The organism is Bradyrhizobium sp. 45 (assembly GCF_023073155.1).
Classification (GTDB): Bacteria; Pseudomonadota; Alphaproteobacteria; order Rhizobiales; family Xanthobacteraceae; genus Bradyrhizobium; species Bradyrhizobium canariense_D.
The window spans coordinates 26,100-41,355 of record NZ_JADPIX010000149.1 but is presented as its reverse complement, the minus strand read 5'-3'; the positions used below and the strand labels follow the sequence as shown (position 1 = coordinate 41,355).

At 58.3% G+C, this 15,256-nt stretch carries 8 protein-coding genes and 5 pseudogenes; 4 read left to right on the top strand and 9 right to left on the bottom strand.

Annotation, left to right across the window (positions count from 1 at the left end; genetic code table 11):
• Positions 1-170: pseudogene (gene groEL / locus IVB42_RS36490) on the bottom strand (chaperonin GroEL); the annotation flags it as partial.
• Positions 171-254: 84 nt separating this feature from the next.
• Positions 255-569 (bottom strand): co-chaperone GroES, encoded by a 315-nt coding sequence (locus IVB42_RS36485; RefSeq protein WP_247282145.1) that lies wholly within the window; start codon positions 567-569, stop codon positions 255-257.
• Between the two features lie 1,201 nt (positions 570-1,770).
• Here IVB42_RS36485 and IVB42_RS36480 point away from each other — a divergent pair.
• Positions 1,771-1,968 (top strand): annotated as a pseudogene (locus IVB42_RS36480) (transposase); the annotation flags it as partial.
• 1,877 nt (positions 1,969-3,845) lie between these two features.
• Positions 3,846-4,424 carry a hypothetical protein gene (locus tag IVB42_RS36475; protein ID WP_247472037.1) on the top strand — a complete coding sequence of 193 codons (579 nt, stop codon included), beginning with the start codon at positions 3,846-3,848 and terminating at the stop codon, positions 4,422-4,424.
• Between the two features lie 73 nt (positions 4,425-4,497).
• Here IVB42_RS36475 and IVB42_RS36470 read toward each other — a convergent pair whose 3' ends face one another.
• The 3 genes and pseudogenes from IVB42_RS36470 to IVB42_RS36460 form a co-directional block, all read right to left on the bottom strand.
• Entirely contained in the window at positions 4,498-5,559 is a 1,062-nt protein-coding gene (locus IVB42_RS36470) for a pyridoxal-phosphate dependent enzyme (RefSeq protein WP_247472036.1), read from the bottom strand.
• A 393-nt stretch (positions 5,560-5,952) separates the two neighbouring features.
• Positions 5,953-6,564 (bottom strand): hypothetical protein, encoded by a 612-nt coding sequence (locus tag IVB42_RS36465; RefSeq protein WP_247472034.1) that lies wholly within the window; start codon positions 6,562-6,564, stop codon positions 5,953-5,955.
• Between the two features lie 49 nt (positions 6,565-6,613).
• Positions 6,614-6,861, bottom strand: a pseudogene (locus IVB42_RS36460) (integrase core domain-containing protein); the annotation flags it as partial.
• Positions 6,862-7,068: 207 nt separating this feature from the next.
• On the opposite strand from IVB42_RS36460, the pseudogene IVB42_RS36455 reads away from it, so the two are divergent.
• Positions 7,069-8,344: pseudogene (locus IVB42_RS36455) on the top strand (transposase).
• 207 nt (positions 8,345-8,551) lie between these two features.
• Here the strand turns inward: IVB42_RS36455 and IVB42_RS36450 are convergent.
• The 3 genes from IVB42_RS36450 to IVB42_RS36440 are packed head-to-tail and all read right to left on the bottom strand — an operon-like array spanning position 8,552 to position 11,733.
• Positions 8,552-9,454, bottom strand: a complete 903-nt coding sequence (locus IVB42_RS36450; protein ID WP_247472032.1) for an NAD(P)-dependent oxidoreductase — start codon at positions 9,452-9,454, stop codon at positions 8,552-8,554.
• The gene (locus IVB42_RS36445; RefSeq protein WP_247472030.1) at positions 9,451-10,134 is read right to left on the bottom strand and encodes an HAD hydrolase-like protein; all 684 of its coding nucleotides are present in this window, start codon (positions 10,132-10,134) and stop codon (positions 9,451-9,453) included. The genes IVB42_RS36450 and IVB42_RS36445 overlap by 4 nt, the downstream gene beginning before the upstream one ends.
• 9 nt (positions 10,135-10,143) lie before the next feature.
• Positions 10,144-11,733 carry a hypothetical protein gene (locus tag IVB42_RS36440; RefSeq protein WP_247472028.1) on the bottom strand — a complete coding sequence of 530 codons (1,590 nt, stop codon included), beginning with the start codon at positions 11,731-11,733 and terminating at the stop codon, positions 10,144-10,146.
• A gap of 709 nt (positions 11,734-12,442) precedes the next feature.
• On the opposite strand from IVB42_RS36440, the pseudogene IVB42_RS42420 reads away from it, so the two are divergent.
• Positions 12,443-12,743 (top strand): annotated as a pseudogene (locus IVB42_RS42420) (ABC transporter ATP-binding protein); the annotation flags it as partial.
• A gap of 652 nt (positions 12,744-13,395) precedes the next feature.
• Here the strand turns inward: IVB42_RS42420 and nodU are convergent.
• Complete coding sequence (gene nodU / locus IVB42_RS36435) at positions 13,396-15,108, bottom strand: nodulation protein NodU (RefSeq protein WP_247472026.1); 1,713 nt, start codon at positions 15,106-15,108, stop codon at positions 13,396-13,398.
• Positions 15,109-15,256: the final 148 nt, after the last annotated feature.

The following is a 15,256-nucleotide window of genomic DNA, read 5'->3' as shown; positions in this document are numbered from 1 at the left end:
GCGACGGTGACGCCGTCCTTGGTGATGCGGGGAGCGCCGAACGACTTGTCGAGCACGACGTTGCGGCCCTTCGGACCGAGCGTGACCTTCACCGCGTTGTTGAGAATTTCGACGCCGCGCAACATGCGGTCGCGGGCGTCTACGCCGAACTTGACTTCTTTGGCTGACATGTGGGTCTTCCTGAATGTTTTACTTGGTCTCACCCTTTACGACGCCCAGCAGGGCTCCTCAGGATGAGCGGTGCGAGCGATGGTTTAGGCGGCCTTCTTCTTGGCGGACGCGTCCGTGAGAACGCCCAGGATGTCGCTCTCTTTCATGATCAGCAGGTCGACGTTGTCGATCTTGACCTCGGTGCCGGACCACTTGCCGAACAGGACGCGGTCGCCGACCAGGACGTCGATCGGGATCAGCTTGCCGCTCTCGTCGCGGCCGCCGGGGCCGACGGCGATGACTTCACCTTGCGAAGGCTTTTCCTTGGCAGTGTCCGGAATGATGATGCCGCCAGCGGTCTTTTCTTCTGCGTCGATGCGCTTGACCACGACGCGGTCGTGAAGCGGACGGAATTCCATGCAGATCTCCTAAGCGTTTACTTCAGTTGAAGATTTCCCGATTGCTAGCAATCGTGGCCCGCGAGTGCCAACGCAGGCGCAGCTGAAATAGGACCGATTTTTTGGGGAACAAGTGTTTGTAGCAGGAAAAATCCGCTGGGCGGGCGGATCTCTGTTGGGGCTGCCCAGATCACTTTCTCGGCTTGCCGCCGAGCACCCGACCTTCTTCTGAGTGAGTCGTACGGCTCTGCGTCTCAACCCAATCCCGCCTAACCGTTCAATTCCTCTGCCCTAAATTCGAGGTGGTAAAGGCCCGCCGATCTGGTGCCGGTTCAAATGCGAATCGTCGGCTGACTTCGTTCTAAGATTGGGATGCGTTTAGAACCTGACGCAGAGGTCGCGAATTGGGGTATCGCTCCGCTTGATCGATGATCCGATACTCAGCACCTCGAGGCGAGGCAACACTGGCTGCGCGAGCTAGCGCAGGAATGTGCTCAGATCGTTCGGCACCTCGTCCAGTTTCAGATCACCTTTGCGCGCCGAGGTCGCTGCTGGACGGCTCGCCCGTGCTCCAGACAGCGAGCGCGCCGATGTCCCCGGTTTGCGCGAAAGGGCCTCTGCCCGCATCGCGACAGGTCTATAGGCGCGAACAGCTCGCCGAGCTGTCCCGCGACCATGACCTGGCCAACCGTTCAACTAAATGCTGAAGCGATGGGCGAGCTGTGAAGACGCCGCTGGCGGCGTGCTGATCAATACCGGAGCCAGCGTGGGTGTGGATCTCGACAGGAACAAGAGCTGGCACGAAATCTCCGCCCGGTCGCCCTGGTGCGCTTGTCGGCGCCTGGTGAACAGCAGGCTGTAAGCCACCCCGTACCGGCGCGCGAGGCCGCAGACCGTCTCGCCAGCCTGCAAATGGCGAACCTGCTCGTCGCAGCTCCGTCGCCACCGACGTTCGGCGCCCTATCGCTACGTGACCTCAAAGCTAGACTTCAAACTACACAAGACGGCCCCCGCCGGCTTTCAATTACCCACAAGTGCTTGATTCATTTGCGGGAGGCTCGATCGAAGAATCTTGAATCGGATGAATCGATTGTGATTCATTGTTGAGCACCTGAATCGCGACGGCGAGGTGCCTTCATGTGTTCGAGCGGTGCGATATCTCGTCGTTCGACGGGGCCCGGATGGTTACCAGGATAATCGTGATGAAAGCGCCGTCGCACACTGGACTGAGCGCGAGATCGACAAGACGGCTTTCAAGGACGCCCGTCTTGGTCAACGATTTGGCGAGCTGTTAAGGCAAATTGGTGATGGCATGGGCGGGAGCATACCGTTCGCGTGCCAAGACTGGGCGAACACGAAGGCAGCCTACCGCTTCTTCGCCAACGAGCGCGTGGAGGAAGCCGATATTCTTAGCGGCCACTTCGCCGCCACGCGCACCCGTTACGATGATTGTACAGGCTTTGGAGCTTGATAGGATTCATCTTGGACATCGTACACATACGGTGGCGCCTCGGATTACATGCGACACAGCCGCATTGTCCGAAAAGTTTCACACGATAAGCTATCTGAGGAGCTTGAATCGCACCCTACGTCAAGATGTAAGGTGTCGAAATGGGCGGTGACAGACTTCGGCACCCGAAGCCCGTCCTAACGAGTAACATACAGTGCGAATGTCCCAAATCCGAGGCTCACGCAAGGCGAGCCCGGTCATCGACGAGTGCCGTGAAGCTCCCTGTGTCTGGGTCACAGCAACGCGCGTCCGGCAGATGCGTTTGGCTCTCCGTCGGATCGTAAGACGCCGCTCACACGTAAGTAGAGCGGCTGATTTGCCTGTGAGCGACGCGAGATGGTGGCCCTCAAACCTGCATCTCAATGCCAGAAGGAAGCTGATGCTTCGTGGCAAGTGCGAACGGCTACGTGGTGCGGTACCGGAAGTTGAAGCGTTCTCCCGTTCCCGGCAATGGGAGTGGGAAGCCGTTCAACATCAACTCTCCGACTGTGAACGCCAGCGGTACTTCGAAGCGATTTAGCAGGTATGCCGGGCGTCGGTCCGAACCGCGGTTCATGTTGGGGCTATCATGTGAGACGCGAGTGAGGCTGGCATTCTGGTTGAATACTATCGCGAGCTAGCGAGGGTTCGTAGCATTCGAGCGTCGCCATCACTATGACGGCGCATGACCCACTTTGGCCGGATGCCCGGGTCGAGTGCTTTGAAAGAGGCGCGCGTCGCGCCACGGATCCACAACGGTGAAAAAGCGGCTGATCACAAAACAGAACCGGCTTGGCCGAGCGCGGATTTCCTGCCCAGGTCATTTTTATCTATCCAATGAATGACGCGGGTTACTCCCGGGAAGAGCCGGGTGCGGGAAAGCCGGCTCCCGGGTCTGTGAGGGCAAAGCCAAATGGCCGAGCTACTCGACCGCGATCGTCAGACTAGGGTACGTGACTGGCGGCATGGACGCGGTCAGCCGCCACACAAAGCCATCTTGGTGCCCGCCGCGTGCTGCCCACACTGTTGCGCCACAAAAACCAGAAACCCACGCATTCCGAAGAATTCCCCACCAATTCCATCGCAATTTGAAACGGCTGACACCTGATGGGCTTGCTCTAAGCTCGCCGCGAAAATGCCGCCGCGTTCAATGCAGGCTGTTAGGCTTGCAAGTCGAAAAGATAGGCCCACTCAGTCGCCAATCGATATTCCTTGTATTTTCGAGTAAGTCTGCGAACCGGGTGGTCACGCTTGAAAAATGCACCGCGTGCGTATGATGTCCTTGTGGCGGTAAGACGTGGCCCCGCTACGATGCCGATCTCGCGATGCCAGCCCATACACCGGTAAATTCCGGCATAGGGGAGCCGTGGCTCCTGGCTCAGGATCCTGGTTAAATGGCTCGCTGTTTAGAGTCGCGCAGATAATGCCCGTTCTTATAGATCGCGATTCGTCATCTCTCAGTCGGCTAGCTTTAACTTTGCCTGTAGCCATCGGTTCGGGCGCGGAGTTGATCTGAGAAGCTAGCTGAGCCCGCCGCTCTGCGAGCGTGCTTGTTTATCTTTCGACAACGCTCCCGGCAGATTGCCGCTGGTGCGGAGGAGCCCGCGCCATCGCGAGTGTACTTAGAGCTATGGACGCGATCGTATCGTGCGTGTTTTCGTTGCCCGTGCAGCGTTAATGCGCCGAGTGCCTGTTGGCGCTGGAAAACATCGATTCGTTGCACGAGCAGAGTCGTGCTGGACGCTGAAGCGGCATGATCTTTCCCGATATCTTTGTGCGCATGACCAATTAGTTTCGCATGGACGCTCTTGACCATCATCTACTACCGCGGCAACGAGAGCCAATATAGAGCGAGAGAAAGAATGATGGATGTGATTGATCAAGCGAACGGTTCGGAGTTGCCGCCCGTCTTGCAGACGTCATCAAAACGCCTTCCGTGGGTTGTTGGATTTGTCGCCATCTTCATCGGGCTATGCGTTGGGGGTCCATTTTACCGGCCCCATATCGACCGAATGATCGAGGCGCTAGTGGCACATGAAGTCGTCTCAATGCCGGCGTTGTCACCTGAAGACAAGGCGGCCCTTTCGGAGATTCGGTCGGGGCAACAGCAGGTGAGCGAGGAGATTTCAGCGCTCAACCGCAACATCGATGCGCAGCAAGCCGATTTGAAACGCATGTTAGATCAAATCGCAGCCCTGACCTCAAGAATTGAGTCTCTGCAGAACATTGCTGCGCATCTTCCTGCAGATATTCGTCCGCCAGTAGCCCAGGCCGCTTCAAAGCCGGCTACACGAGCCACTCGCCCGCCTAAAGCAGAAGGGCCCGTTTCCGTCGGGGGCGCGCCGCTGGGTTCTCGAGCCGGAGACGGACCGCCGATGATCCAGTGATGAAGCGTCGAGCCTGCCAGACATGGCGTGACTGAGAGGATGCAAGTCGAACTAGGAGCGAAGATTGCGGTGCTCACGTTCGGTCCTCCCAGGCGCGTTCGGTGAGGAGGACGAGAATGCGGCTCAACCGGTCGAGTCCGAGATCCCTTGTATGGCTCGGGTCTGCGAGGGCAGCCATGGCACCCGCCAGGCCCGCTGCACCGGACGGCGTGGTGGCAAGGCCATCGTGGGCGGAGAGTACGCGGACAGCATCCACCAATTCCGCCTCGGGCACGGTGATGGCGCGAGCGCCGTGACGCCTGAGCACCGCAACGGCGGCCGCACTCGCCTGGCCGCAGGAGAGCATCTCCGCGGATGTTCGGAGATCGCCCATCACCCGAATCGGGCGACCGGCCGCGAGCGCGGGCGCGAGACACGCTGCGGTTTCCGGCTCGACCGTCACGATGCAGCCCGGAGATGCCAGCCAGCCCGAGAGGCCCTCGGCGATGGCAGCGGCGAGTCCGCCGACCCCAGCTTGTATAAAGACGTGTGTCGGACGCCCAACGCCGGCGAAATCCACCTGATCACGGATTTCCGCCGCCGTGACGCCGTACCCCGCCATGACGTCGCAAACGATGGGGTCGTTCGGATCGTCGGTCGTGTCGCCGACAAGAATGCCGGCGCCTTGGCAGGCCGCGGCTGCGGCCGCATCAACTGCATTGTCGTAGGTGCCCGGCACCCATACGATCTCGGCACCCTGATTCTCGATGCGGCGCGCGCGCGCTTTCGGCACGCCCTCGTGCAGGAACACGCGGGCAGGCGCCCCGGCAAAGCGCGCGGCGGCAGCTACCGCGAGCCCATGATTGCCGTCACTGGCGCAGACCAGGGTCGGCTGCCCCTTAGGTCGGGCCGCGAGAAGGTCGGCCAACTGCATGCGCGAGGCCCGGGCGAGCGCGCGCAGCCCGGCATAGGTGCCACCAAGCGACTTGAAACTGCCGAGCATGCGGCGGCTCTCGTCTTTCGCTAGGACCTGCGCCACTCCGAGCCCCTCCGCAAGCGCCGGAAGGTTCAGGAGTGGCGTCGGCGCGTATGCGGGATCGAGGCGGCCAAGCTCGGCTGCGATCGCATTGACTGGTGAAGAGGAGGTGCTGTTCATGCGTTGATCTTGCCCGCTACAGGTGACGGCTGCTGCTGGACCGTTGCACAGCAACTGTTTGCGTCGATCATAATCAGCTGTATTTGCGAGCACCACCCTCGACGACTTCGATCGTCCGCTTTTCGCGGAGGCCCCTTTCGCGCTCGAGTCCGCCTACGCCTTAAATTGCGCATTTGCGCAATGATCTGAGAGGTTTATCCGGCAGGAAGTCTCTTGGAGCCGTAAGAAGTTTGCGAGCAGCACGCGCCCTCGTTGCGTAAGTATCGCGATCTTGCTGTACTATCCTATCGGGACCTTGCCTCGGACTTCACAATCCAGCCTTGGATCCATCACACTCAAGGAAGACGCTTTACAACAAAATAAAGAAACTGCGGATACTGGAATAGCCTACGATCATGTCTTGCGAATAGGTTGTTTTGAAGCCGTCGCATGCAAAAGCGAGAATTTTGGTGTGGACGACCCCTGTTGGTCGAGCCGGACTAATTCCATCTCGTCGCGAATCCTCAACTCAAGAGCCCCTTCGGGCAAATGCACAATACCTTTGAGATGCGAACCAAGTCTTCTCTCTGCCACTCTGACCTCAGAATCACTGACAGCAGCAAACAAGTTATTGAATCCCAAGCTAGCAAACCATTCCATACGCCGAAGTTCAAGCTCCAGTCCGGTGTTAACCCGCATGGTAGCCGAAGGCTGCTCGATGATAGATGCAGGTGGAAAATTTACGACACCGCAAATTCTCACCTCTTTTAATAAATCGGCAAAATCCTCCCAACAGGCGAAGGAATCGATCATTACCATTGCTGCGTAGGCATGAATGAACGTTTGCTTGCCGAGGCTGCGCAAATCGCGCAAAAGGCAGTCATTCCAGTCAATGACAGGCAAGGTCGCCATCACCAGCATGGAGCCTGCTGGAAGGCTTCGCAGGGACGGCGCGTAGATTTCGAAGGGCGCGCCATTAGGCGCAGCCGTTAACTGTGTAGCAAGCTTGCAGATGACTTTACCCATTCTTACGCCTCCGGCCGTATGGCCGATCTTATACACTGCTTTAGAGCAGTTAGGTGTTTCGTCCTGGCCTTTGCTGCAGCGGATTGAGTTTGAATCGTGCTGGCTGGGAAATCCAGCATTGAAGACGTATTCGCAGGGTGTGAGGCCCTTCAGGGTCTCCAGCCGCCGAGCTTAGTTTTAGGCGGTGAGAAAGTTGGCAAGGTGAGTTCCGAGCTGATCGTCTCGATCGTGATGGTAGCGTTGGACGGTCGCGTCCTTGATCGTGCGGTTCATGCGCTCGACCAGGCCGTTGGTCCAGAGATGCTGATCTTCGCCAGCGATGTTCGCCCCCATTTTCTTGGCATCGCACAGAGTGCTCTCGGGCTCTCTTGACTATTCTGTATTGCTCGACGGGAGGTTGTCCCGTGTTCTGTTGATTTTCTGAAGAGGTTGGCGTTGCCCACCTTGAGCCGGTAGGCTCGGGGTGCTGAGTCCACAAACGAGAGCAACGCCAAGACGGGAGATATCACACCGGCTGGTTCGCCGGCGACCGAGGCTTGTGGACGAAGCGTTCGCAGAAGTGCGGGCGAGCTTCGACCAGTCCTGCCTTCCGGCAGGGACGAGGCGCTCGGCACGATGATGGAGGCGGATGTCACGGCCGCCTGCGCGCCGCGCCACGGTCGCGACGCGGCGCGGCGGGTGAACCGTTGGGGCCGAACGCGGGGACAGATCGGCTTCCACGGCGGCAAGATCGAGGCGAGCGCCCGCGGGTCCGGGATGTGGACGGCCGCGAGGTGACGATCCCGAGCTGGAACCGGCAGCGCAGGAAGACCGGCTCGGTCGCTGGGCGATGAGCCTGACGCTGATCAATGTGTCGACGCGCCGATTCGGTCGCGCTGTCCGGCTGCCCGAGACGTGCCGGCACCGCCGGATCGCGGGCTTTCGAAGTCGGCGGCCTCGCGGAGGTTTGTGGCGTCGCCGGCGGCGCGGCTGGCCGACTCCATGGCTGCCGATCTGTCCGCGCTCCACCTTCTGTCGAAATCGACGCGCTGCATCTCGGCGATGATCTCGTGCTGGTCGACGCGATCGGGGTTGACGGAAGGCAACAAGCATCCGCTCGCGCTGGTGGAAGGAGCGACCGAGTACGCCGCAACGGTTCAGGCCATGCTGGACAACGTGGTCTCGCGCGGGCTCGCCCGACAGTGCCAAGACTGTTCATCGTCGACGGCGCGAAAGCGTTGTCGAAGGGATCCGCCGCACCTTCGGTTCGGCCGCCGCGATCCAGCGCTGCCAGATCCACAAGGCGCGCAACATCACGGAACGCCTGCCGAAAGAGCATCATGCGGCCACATGTCGCGTGCTCCGCCAGGCCTGGGAGCTCGATGCCGACAAGGCTGAAAAATTGATCCACAATCTCGCGCGTCGACTCGACCAGCAATGGCCCGGCGTATCGGCCACCATCATCCAAGGCCTCGAGGAAATCCTGACTGTCGTCCGGTTGAAGGTGCCAACGGAGCTGCGACGATCGCTCGCCTCTACCAAGATCGCCGAGAACATGATGGGCACCATTCGCCGCGTCACGCGCAACGTCAAAAGCTGGCAGGATGCCGGCGTGGCCTTGCGATCGGCCGCGGCCGGCATGATCGAGGCCAACAAGGGCTTCCGACGATTGAAGGCGCATAAGTAATTGTCGGTCTGGGTGCGACCATTCAAGCTTCACCACGATCGCATGACAATCAAGTCCGTTGCCCACGTCCGAGCGCCGCGTAACATCCATTCCGGCAACGTCGGCCCGACGTAGTTCAAGAGCGATCGGGACATCTCCCTCGACGGACTGCCTCGGTCGTGGTGGCGCAGCCGTGTTAAACAGTCCCATAGCGCATGCTTCGAATCGTGCGACAAGAATGCACCATCAAAGCTTGGGATTAAACAACATCGGAGAACGTCGGACGAGGCAAGGATCGATCTGGTCGCCACCGATCCTCATTGCGGTTCGATAGCCGAGAACTTATGGGTGAGACAAATGAGGTAGTGTCAGTTCGCCTTTACCCCCGGCAACTGCGTTGTTTAACTTGTGGGCGGTGGCAGCCAGGATCGGTACCGAAACAGCGCTCTCGCCCGCCAGACGCACTGCGCACCCAATATCCTTTGCAGAATTGGCAATTGAGACTGCCAGAACATCGGGTTTCTCGCCCAACAAAAAGGCCACGAAGGCTTGGAATATTCCACTATTAGTGGAACCGCGACTAACTAAAGAGCGGAGTGTTACAAGATCGATGTCAAGAGCGTTCGCGAATTGGCAGACCTCTGAGGCTACCGCCGCTATGCCCATAGTCATGCTGTTGTAAACAAGCTTGAGCTCATGACCTTGTCCGACATCTCCGACATGAAGAACGGTCTCACAAAAAGTAGCAAGAATGCCTTCAGCCACAGGAAAAAGCGTTTCGTTCGATCCAACAATCGCGTTGAGAAGGCCGAGCTCTGCTTGTTCAGGGCTCCGTGTTACTGGGGCATCTATAAAAGCGAGGCCGCGTTTTTGAGCCTGCTCCGCCAGTGCAACTGTCGAGCCAGGATAAGACGTGGTGCAGTCAATTATTAAACCTCCACGGGACATATGGACAAAAAGCCCGTCCTGCCCAAGGCACACTGCCTCAACCTCCCGGCTTGATGGCAGGGACAACACCACCGCACTTACATGCGGCGTCAACTCAGCGATGGAAGGATGCTCACGGGCGCCTGCCGCAGCCAATCGATCCGCACCGAAACGACTTTTGTTCGCTTTGATATGCAGCTCAACTTGGTGCCGCAACAGGCAGAGACCCATTCCGGTTCCCATGCGCCCGACCCCGATAAGGCCTATTTTCTGGTTCTCAGCTTTTGGACGTGCGTTGGGTAATAGCTCGGCGGTCATGATTTATGCATTCTGAAAGAAGCCGTGCCGTAAGATCGGCGATAACTCATGATGGTTGTCAATCGTGTAGTCAGGATTCGCCGCGTGCAAGCGCGAATCCGAAACAAAGCCGCGGGTGATCCATACGCTTTGAGTCCGAGAATGGCGTGTAATGTCCATTTGGACGGCATATCGCCGATGATGAAGATTGACGCCGGCTCTAGGTTGTTCTTCTGCATGTACAGACGAAGCCGCTCTCCGTTGCCCATCGACTGGTATTGAGTGGTGCGGCTTTCAAAGGCGAGAACCTCGTTAATGTAGTTGTTGATTCCAAGTCGTCTCAATTGAGATCGGAGCGGGGCGACGGTATGATTGCTCACGATGATGGACAAAGCTGCTTCGCGCCGCGCCAGCTCCAAGTGTCTATGTGGGCCCTCGCGTAGATCGGCCTTATCCGCAAGAGGTTCATAGGTCTCGTGAGAAGCGGCGCTCCCATCGCGACCCACCTCCGCAACCTCGTCCCGCGACATTCCGAGACTGCGATAAAGAAGTGATAGCAGAACATCGCAATGTTTCCGAAACGTGTCCATGTGGATCGTCGCACGACCAAAGCGGTCGAGAATGGCATTTGTCGTTTGGAGGAGCGCGTGCGCATCATCGAGCTGCGTTCCATTCCAATCAAAGACGAGGAGGGGATTCATGAACTGACCTCAAGCGCGGATTGATTGCATACAAGGAAGATCGGCGGTTAGTTTGCGTAAGTTCCTGTCCGCGCGCTGCTGTCCCGCCGGGGTTGGCATCTCGAATGTAAAAGGTGACAAATCGAAGTTCTCCAGTCTGCCGGGCAGCAACGATCCTAGGAGCGGGAAGGGCAGATACGTTGTCGTGGCTGCGTCGATCGATGCCGCGATATTGCTTTCGATTAGTCTGAGAACGTGGGGTTCCATCTTATGGAAGAGCATGCTTTGAGCACGCTGCTCGGACGGCAATCGCTTCCAAACCTGCCAGAATGCGAGCTCATCTAGTGTGTCGATGCCCATGCCGTAGTAGTTCGGAGCTACTATAGGCGGCGAACCGATCGCCCAATGCACGGCTTTGGCTCCAGCGGTAAGGAGCATACTCGTTACTGCTTGACAGGTATCGCCGCGAATGAGGGCTTCGTCGACAACTATTATGCTGGCCTTAGCAAGGTCGGTGTCCGACACGCGGTATTTTCGAGCTATGCGAGATTTTCGTCCGCCAGGTGTGCCGATGAGAGTCCGCTGAAGAAGTGTCGTCGCGACCACTTCGCGACGCTCGGCCAACAGCCCGTATTCAGCGAGAGATGCAAACAGGCCATCGGCGTACGGGCCACCAGTATGCGGCATGGAGGAGACAATTGTGGGCGCAGGGCCCGCTTCCGCTTGCAGTCGACGCGCAACGAGTGCCCCCAAGACGACCCCGATGTTGTAGCGGGTTTCGAGATGTGACTGGCCTTCGATCGATGTGTTCGGACTGCCCAAGTAGAGAGCTTCGTAGGTGCAGAGCGTGGCTTTATGTCGTCCGTTGCTCACCGAGTGATCAACGCTGCACCCCGTTTTCCCGTCCACATACTTTATGTGGCCTGGCAAGATTTGCTGCGTATCACCCTCTAGAGCGGCAAAGGCACAATTTTCAGAAGCAAAGAGCAAAAACCCGTCATCTGTTTGCATCTCCTCCAATGGTCGCAAACCGGTCCGATTGCGATATGCAACGAGATTTCCGTCTCCGTCCAAAAAAAGCGCGCTGATAGCGCCATCGATACGGTCATCAATCTCTCGAAAGACAGTTTCGTAATTAGCGGCTAGACCGTGGCGCCAATAATCTCGTTCACAACACCGTTCAATACACTTGAGCAAGAGCTCAGCATCTGTGTTGACGGTTGTTCGTTGTTGCTTGGAAAGGAATTCTCGTCTGAGTTCACGAGCATTGACCAAAGCGCCGTCCAGAGAAATTGCCAAATGGCGGTGGGTGCTCCCATTGTTGTGAATCGGCCGAATGTCGCCGCCATCGCTGAGTTCGCTGCACCCGCTACGGACCTGAGCGATCGCGACATGAGGCCGAAAGCTTCGATCTTGTTCGCTGGGTTCAATGCGCACTGAACCGCTCGATGATTGAAGCGCTCTCCCATATCGAAAACCTTGCTTGTGCATGAAAGCGGCAACCCCGACTCCCGCCTGCCCACGAAGTGCAAGTTTCGGAATCATGTGCTTGAGTCGATCATAAGCAGTCGATGGTGAATGGCTTGAGGGGCATAGAAAGGCTGCAGCAACGCCGGACATACCTTTACCCCTCGTGTTAAACGCCGATGTTCCGGCTGGCATCACAGGCGAATGTACTTAGCCGAAAGAAGTTGCTCCGCTCTATTTAAGCAAGCGCCATACCAGTCCTCAGGCGACCCGGCTCGCGCTGACGGAACGACGCAATTCGAGAAGCTTAAACAATTGGGCTGCCCGGGATGAGTGTTTGCGTGTCCGTGTCCCGACATGCTGACCGAATTGCGACGACTTCGTCCGAAAGCCGCCAAGCCCCGACAACTGGTCGGAGGCTCTCGCGCTCGCGGTTGCTTCGAGGTAGTCATCTCACATGAGCGAGCATGGCGAACTCGAGCGGCGCCGAGCCCGGCGAGGACTCATCCTGCAGGTCGAAGGTTGTGCCAGCTATAGTCGGCTGGCGAGGGCCGTAGGTACGAATGAGGGCGTGACCCTGGCGGCATGGATAACCTCACTGTCACGCTCATCGCGAACACGACAGCCGCTGCTCGTTCTCGCTTATTCCGGCCCTTGCGTGCTGCGCAGGAGGTTGCGGCACGTCGATAATTTCGTAGCTGGCCCTGAAGCGATCCGGACAGGAGCAAGAGCCGGCACCGTCTGGACATGTAAAAGGTTCCTAGCGCTCCTGCCGCAGGTAAACGGTAGGATCGCAAGCCGGTCACGCGTAGCCGGGCGGACGGTCCCAACAATTTGCAAGCCTCTTCGACCGGACGAACACCGCTTCGATCAGCCGGGTGGGACGCTTTCGGGCGGAGAGCGTAAGGTCCTGGCGATCGGCGCGCAGTATTGGGAAATCCAAAACTGCTGCTGCTGCACGAACCGACCGAGGGAGTTTGGATCGGCGTGATCGAGGAGACCGCCTGATTGAGCTCGCCAATGAGATTGCGGTAATCCTCATCGAGCAGCGCCCTTCGTCCCGCATGCACGTGGCGAACCACGGATATGAACTCGATCTCGGCCACGTCGCGCTGCGGGGTGCGGCAGGTGATTTCCGCGGTAATCCGAAACTTCTGCGCTAGCTCGCATCTTAAGTTTCTGGCACCAGCTCTGGAATAGTCCTGTTTGAGTGGTTGCTCAAGAAGCCGGATTTCAGGGTGCAGACGAGCGTCTGGCATACCAATCGCAGGAACCAGGAAGAGTTGTCTGAGCCAGGCGAGAGCGCGGCCAAAGCTGCCGCCTATGGCTGAGAGGACGACGTTGGCAGCACCGCCGGCACGGGCTAGCGGCGACTGAGGCGACCGTAGGCCTTGATGTGTCCGATTCGATCATGGGTGGGATGGCGGCGCCGCCCGTGCGGGTTGCGCCCGATCGACGTCGAAGACGCGGCGCAGTTCTCGCCGTAAACCGAAGCGATCTCGACGCCGATCCAATCCAGTCGAAGTTGCCGACAAGCAGAACCGGGCGTGCCTCACGGACACGATCTGAACCCAATCGCAGCCGTAACAGGCCATTCGATCCTGTCGTCTTGTGCATCTTCGGCCGCATCGGTCCCTTCGATGCAACATCCTCAGGCGGTGCCATGCCGACGACCACGCAATTGTGCGTTTGCCCGCACCGATCTTTGACCGGAGCACTCTTCCGCAACCATATCGACTTGCTCGACATGATGTCGCTACTCTGGAGATGCGTTCATCTTCGCGCGAGAGGCGCCTTCGGACGCCAATCGCTCGTTTATGGAGCTTTCGTCCACAGTATGCCGTCGGCCCATACGTGCTCAACGCGTCCCCACTCGCAAGCCGCTGCGACATCCGGGAAGAACCCATGTCCATGCTGATTGGCACTCGTATTGCAAAGCAGCGGGATGCCCGTGAGCTTTTCGTATTCGACGAGAAGCTCGGCGACTTTGTGCTGAGAGGTCCTGCAAATCGTCTGCAACCGCGCAGATCCGTCGAGATGTACAACGGCCGGGATTTTGTCCCGCCACTCTGTTCGTGTCTGGTGATCGAAAAGCATGTAAGGGTCCGGCGTTCCGGGATTAAAAATATCTGGCGCACGATCCTCTAGGCATATCGGCGCCACTGGCCGGAAGTGTTCACGAAGTTTGATGTCGTTGAGATGATCCTTCATTTGCGGCGAAGTCGCGGCTGCAAGAATGCTTCTGCTGCCCAATGCCCGCGGTCCAAGCTCGGCGGCGCCTGCAAGGAAGATCACGGGCTGGTTGCTGGCCAGAATGGTTGCAAGTTCATGCATACTGCACGGCGCAGCCTCCCAATCGGGCGGCACATCGCTAGGCTGCAGGGCTGGACCACTATATACCGACCATTCCAGCGGCACGAAGCCTTTGTCCGCTACCATTGCGCAGCAAGCGGCACCGATCGCCGAGCCACTGTCATTCGGAAAAGGGGGTACCCAGACAGCATCGAACAGGCCTGACGCACGTAGTGCACTGTTCCATTTGATGTTGAGACCGCAGCCACCGGCTATGCACAAATTGCGCGACGTAAAACACGCATGCCGCTGCAAAGCATTCGTCATTTCGCCGATTAGCAGGCGCTCGAGGAAGCAATGAAACGATGCGAGCACATCTTGGGGTGCCGTGACCTTCAACCGGAGCATGGTGGCATCGAAGAAGTCACGTACACTCGCAAGTGCGGATCCCATGCTCTCGATGTCCGTACGGAAAGCGGAAAGCGTCGTGTCCGCCGCAAAGCGCTCTTGGTAGAGTTCCTCAAAGACGGCGACGATGGTTTCACTAACACACCCGAGCGCGATATAGGCCATCAGCTTGCCGGCAATACCCAGGTTGAGCTTGCCGGCACCGCCCGGGTCCAGCTTGCCGGGATCGGCTAGATCCCAGTTGCCGCGGTTCGCTTGCTTGTAGGGTCCATAGTGAAGGCCCGCAGCCGCGTATACGTGTCCAATAAGCGGGAACAGGGATTCGAGGAATCGTGCGCCCCTGCGTTCTATATGATAGAGACGCGGAAAGGTGCCGCCGTCCCACACGAGGCAAAAAGCCGGCTGTCCCGCCTTGGCAAAGGGGCTGGTGCAGTATGCGGAAGCCAGATGGGCTGTGACGTGTGGATAGCTCGTATAAGGGAAATCTCTGCCGTCGAGCGTGAGGCCAAGACCGTCGCGCGAGGTGAGAAGGCCCTCTGCATGGCGTTCAACATACGGTGCCCCTTTGAGAGTGATAGGTGTCGTTCCGCTGAGGACCTGGAATTGCGATTCCACTTTCCCTGCCCAGCCGTCGATGACGAACTGATCAACTTGCTGCGGATCTAGACCGTGTTCCGCCAAGGCGAGGACGACTGCATCAAGGTTGCCGATCGACTGATAACGCGGATTATTGCTCCGCTTCTCCTGCTCGCCGCAAAAAACAAGCCGGTTGTCCTCGACAAGAGCGATCGCTCCGTCGTGCGTCAGCTTGATACCGCAGATGCGCATAGTGCCTCCATGTTTAACCCGGAAATTCGAGTGATTTGAAGATCAAGTCGGTCCGAGAGCATGCGAGCAAGCGGTCGTCGTAGCCGACTCATCTCCTGGTACTGCTCGTTCGATCTTGATCAACGTGTCATGCCGTATGTCGATGACT

Coding starts and splice junctions, on each gene's coding strand:
- IVB42_RS36465 (WP_247472034.1), bottom strand. CDS start 6,564: ATGGGTAAAGTCATCTGCAAGCTTGCTACACAGTTAACGGCTGCGCCT.
- IVB42_RS36450 (WP_247472032.1), bottom strand. CDS start 9,454: ATGACCGCCGAGCTATTACCCAACGCACGTCCAAAAGCTGAGAACCAG.
- IVB42_RS36440 (WP_247472028.1), bottom strand. CDS start 11,733: ATGTCCGGCGTTGCTGCAGCCTTTCTATGCCCCTCAAGCCATTCACCA.
- IVB42_RS36470 (WP_247472036.1), bottom strand. CDS start 5,559: ATGAACAGCACCTCCTCTTCACCAGTCAATGCGATCGCAGCCGAGCTT.
- IVB42_RS36485 (WP_247282145.1), bottom strand. CDS start 569: ATGGAATTCCGTCCGCTTCACGACCGCGTCGTGGTCAAGCGCATCGAC.
- nodU (WP_247472026.1), bottom strand. CDS start 15,108: ATGCGCATCTGCGGTATCAAGCTGACGCACGACGGAGCGATCGCTCTT.
- IVB42_RS36445 (WP_247472030.1), bottom strand. CDS start 10,134: ATGAATCCCCTCCTCGTCTTTGATTGGAATGGAACGCAGCTCGATGAT.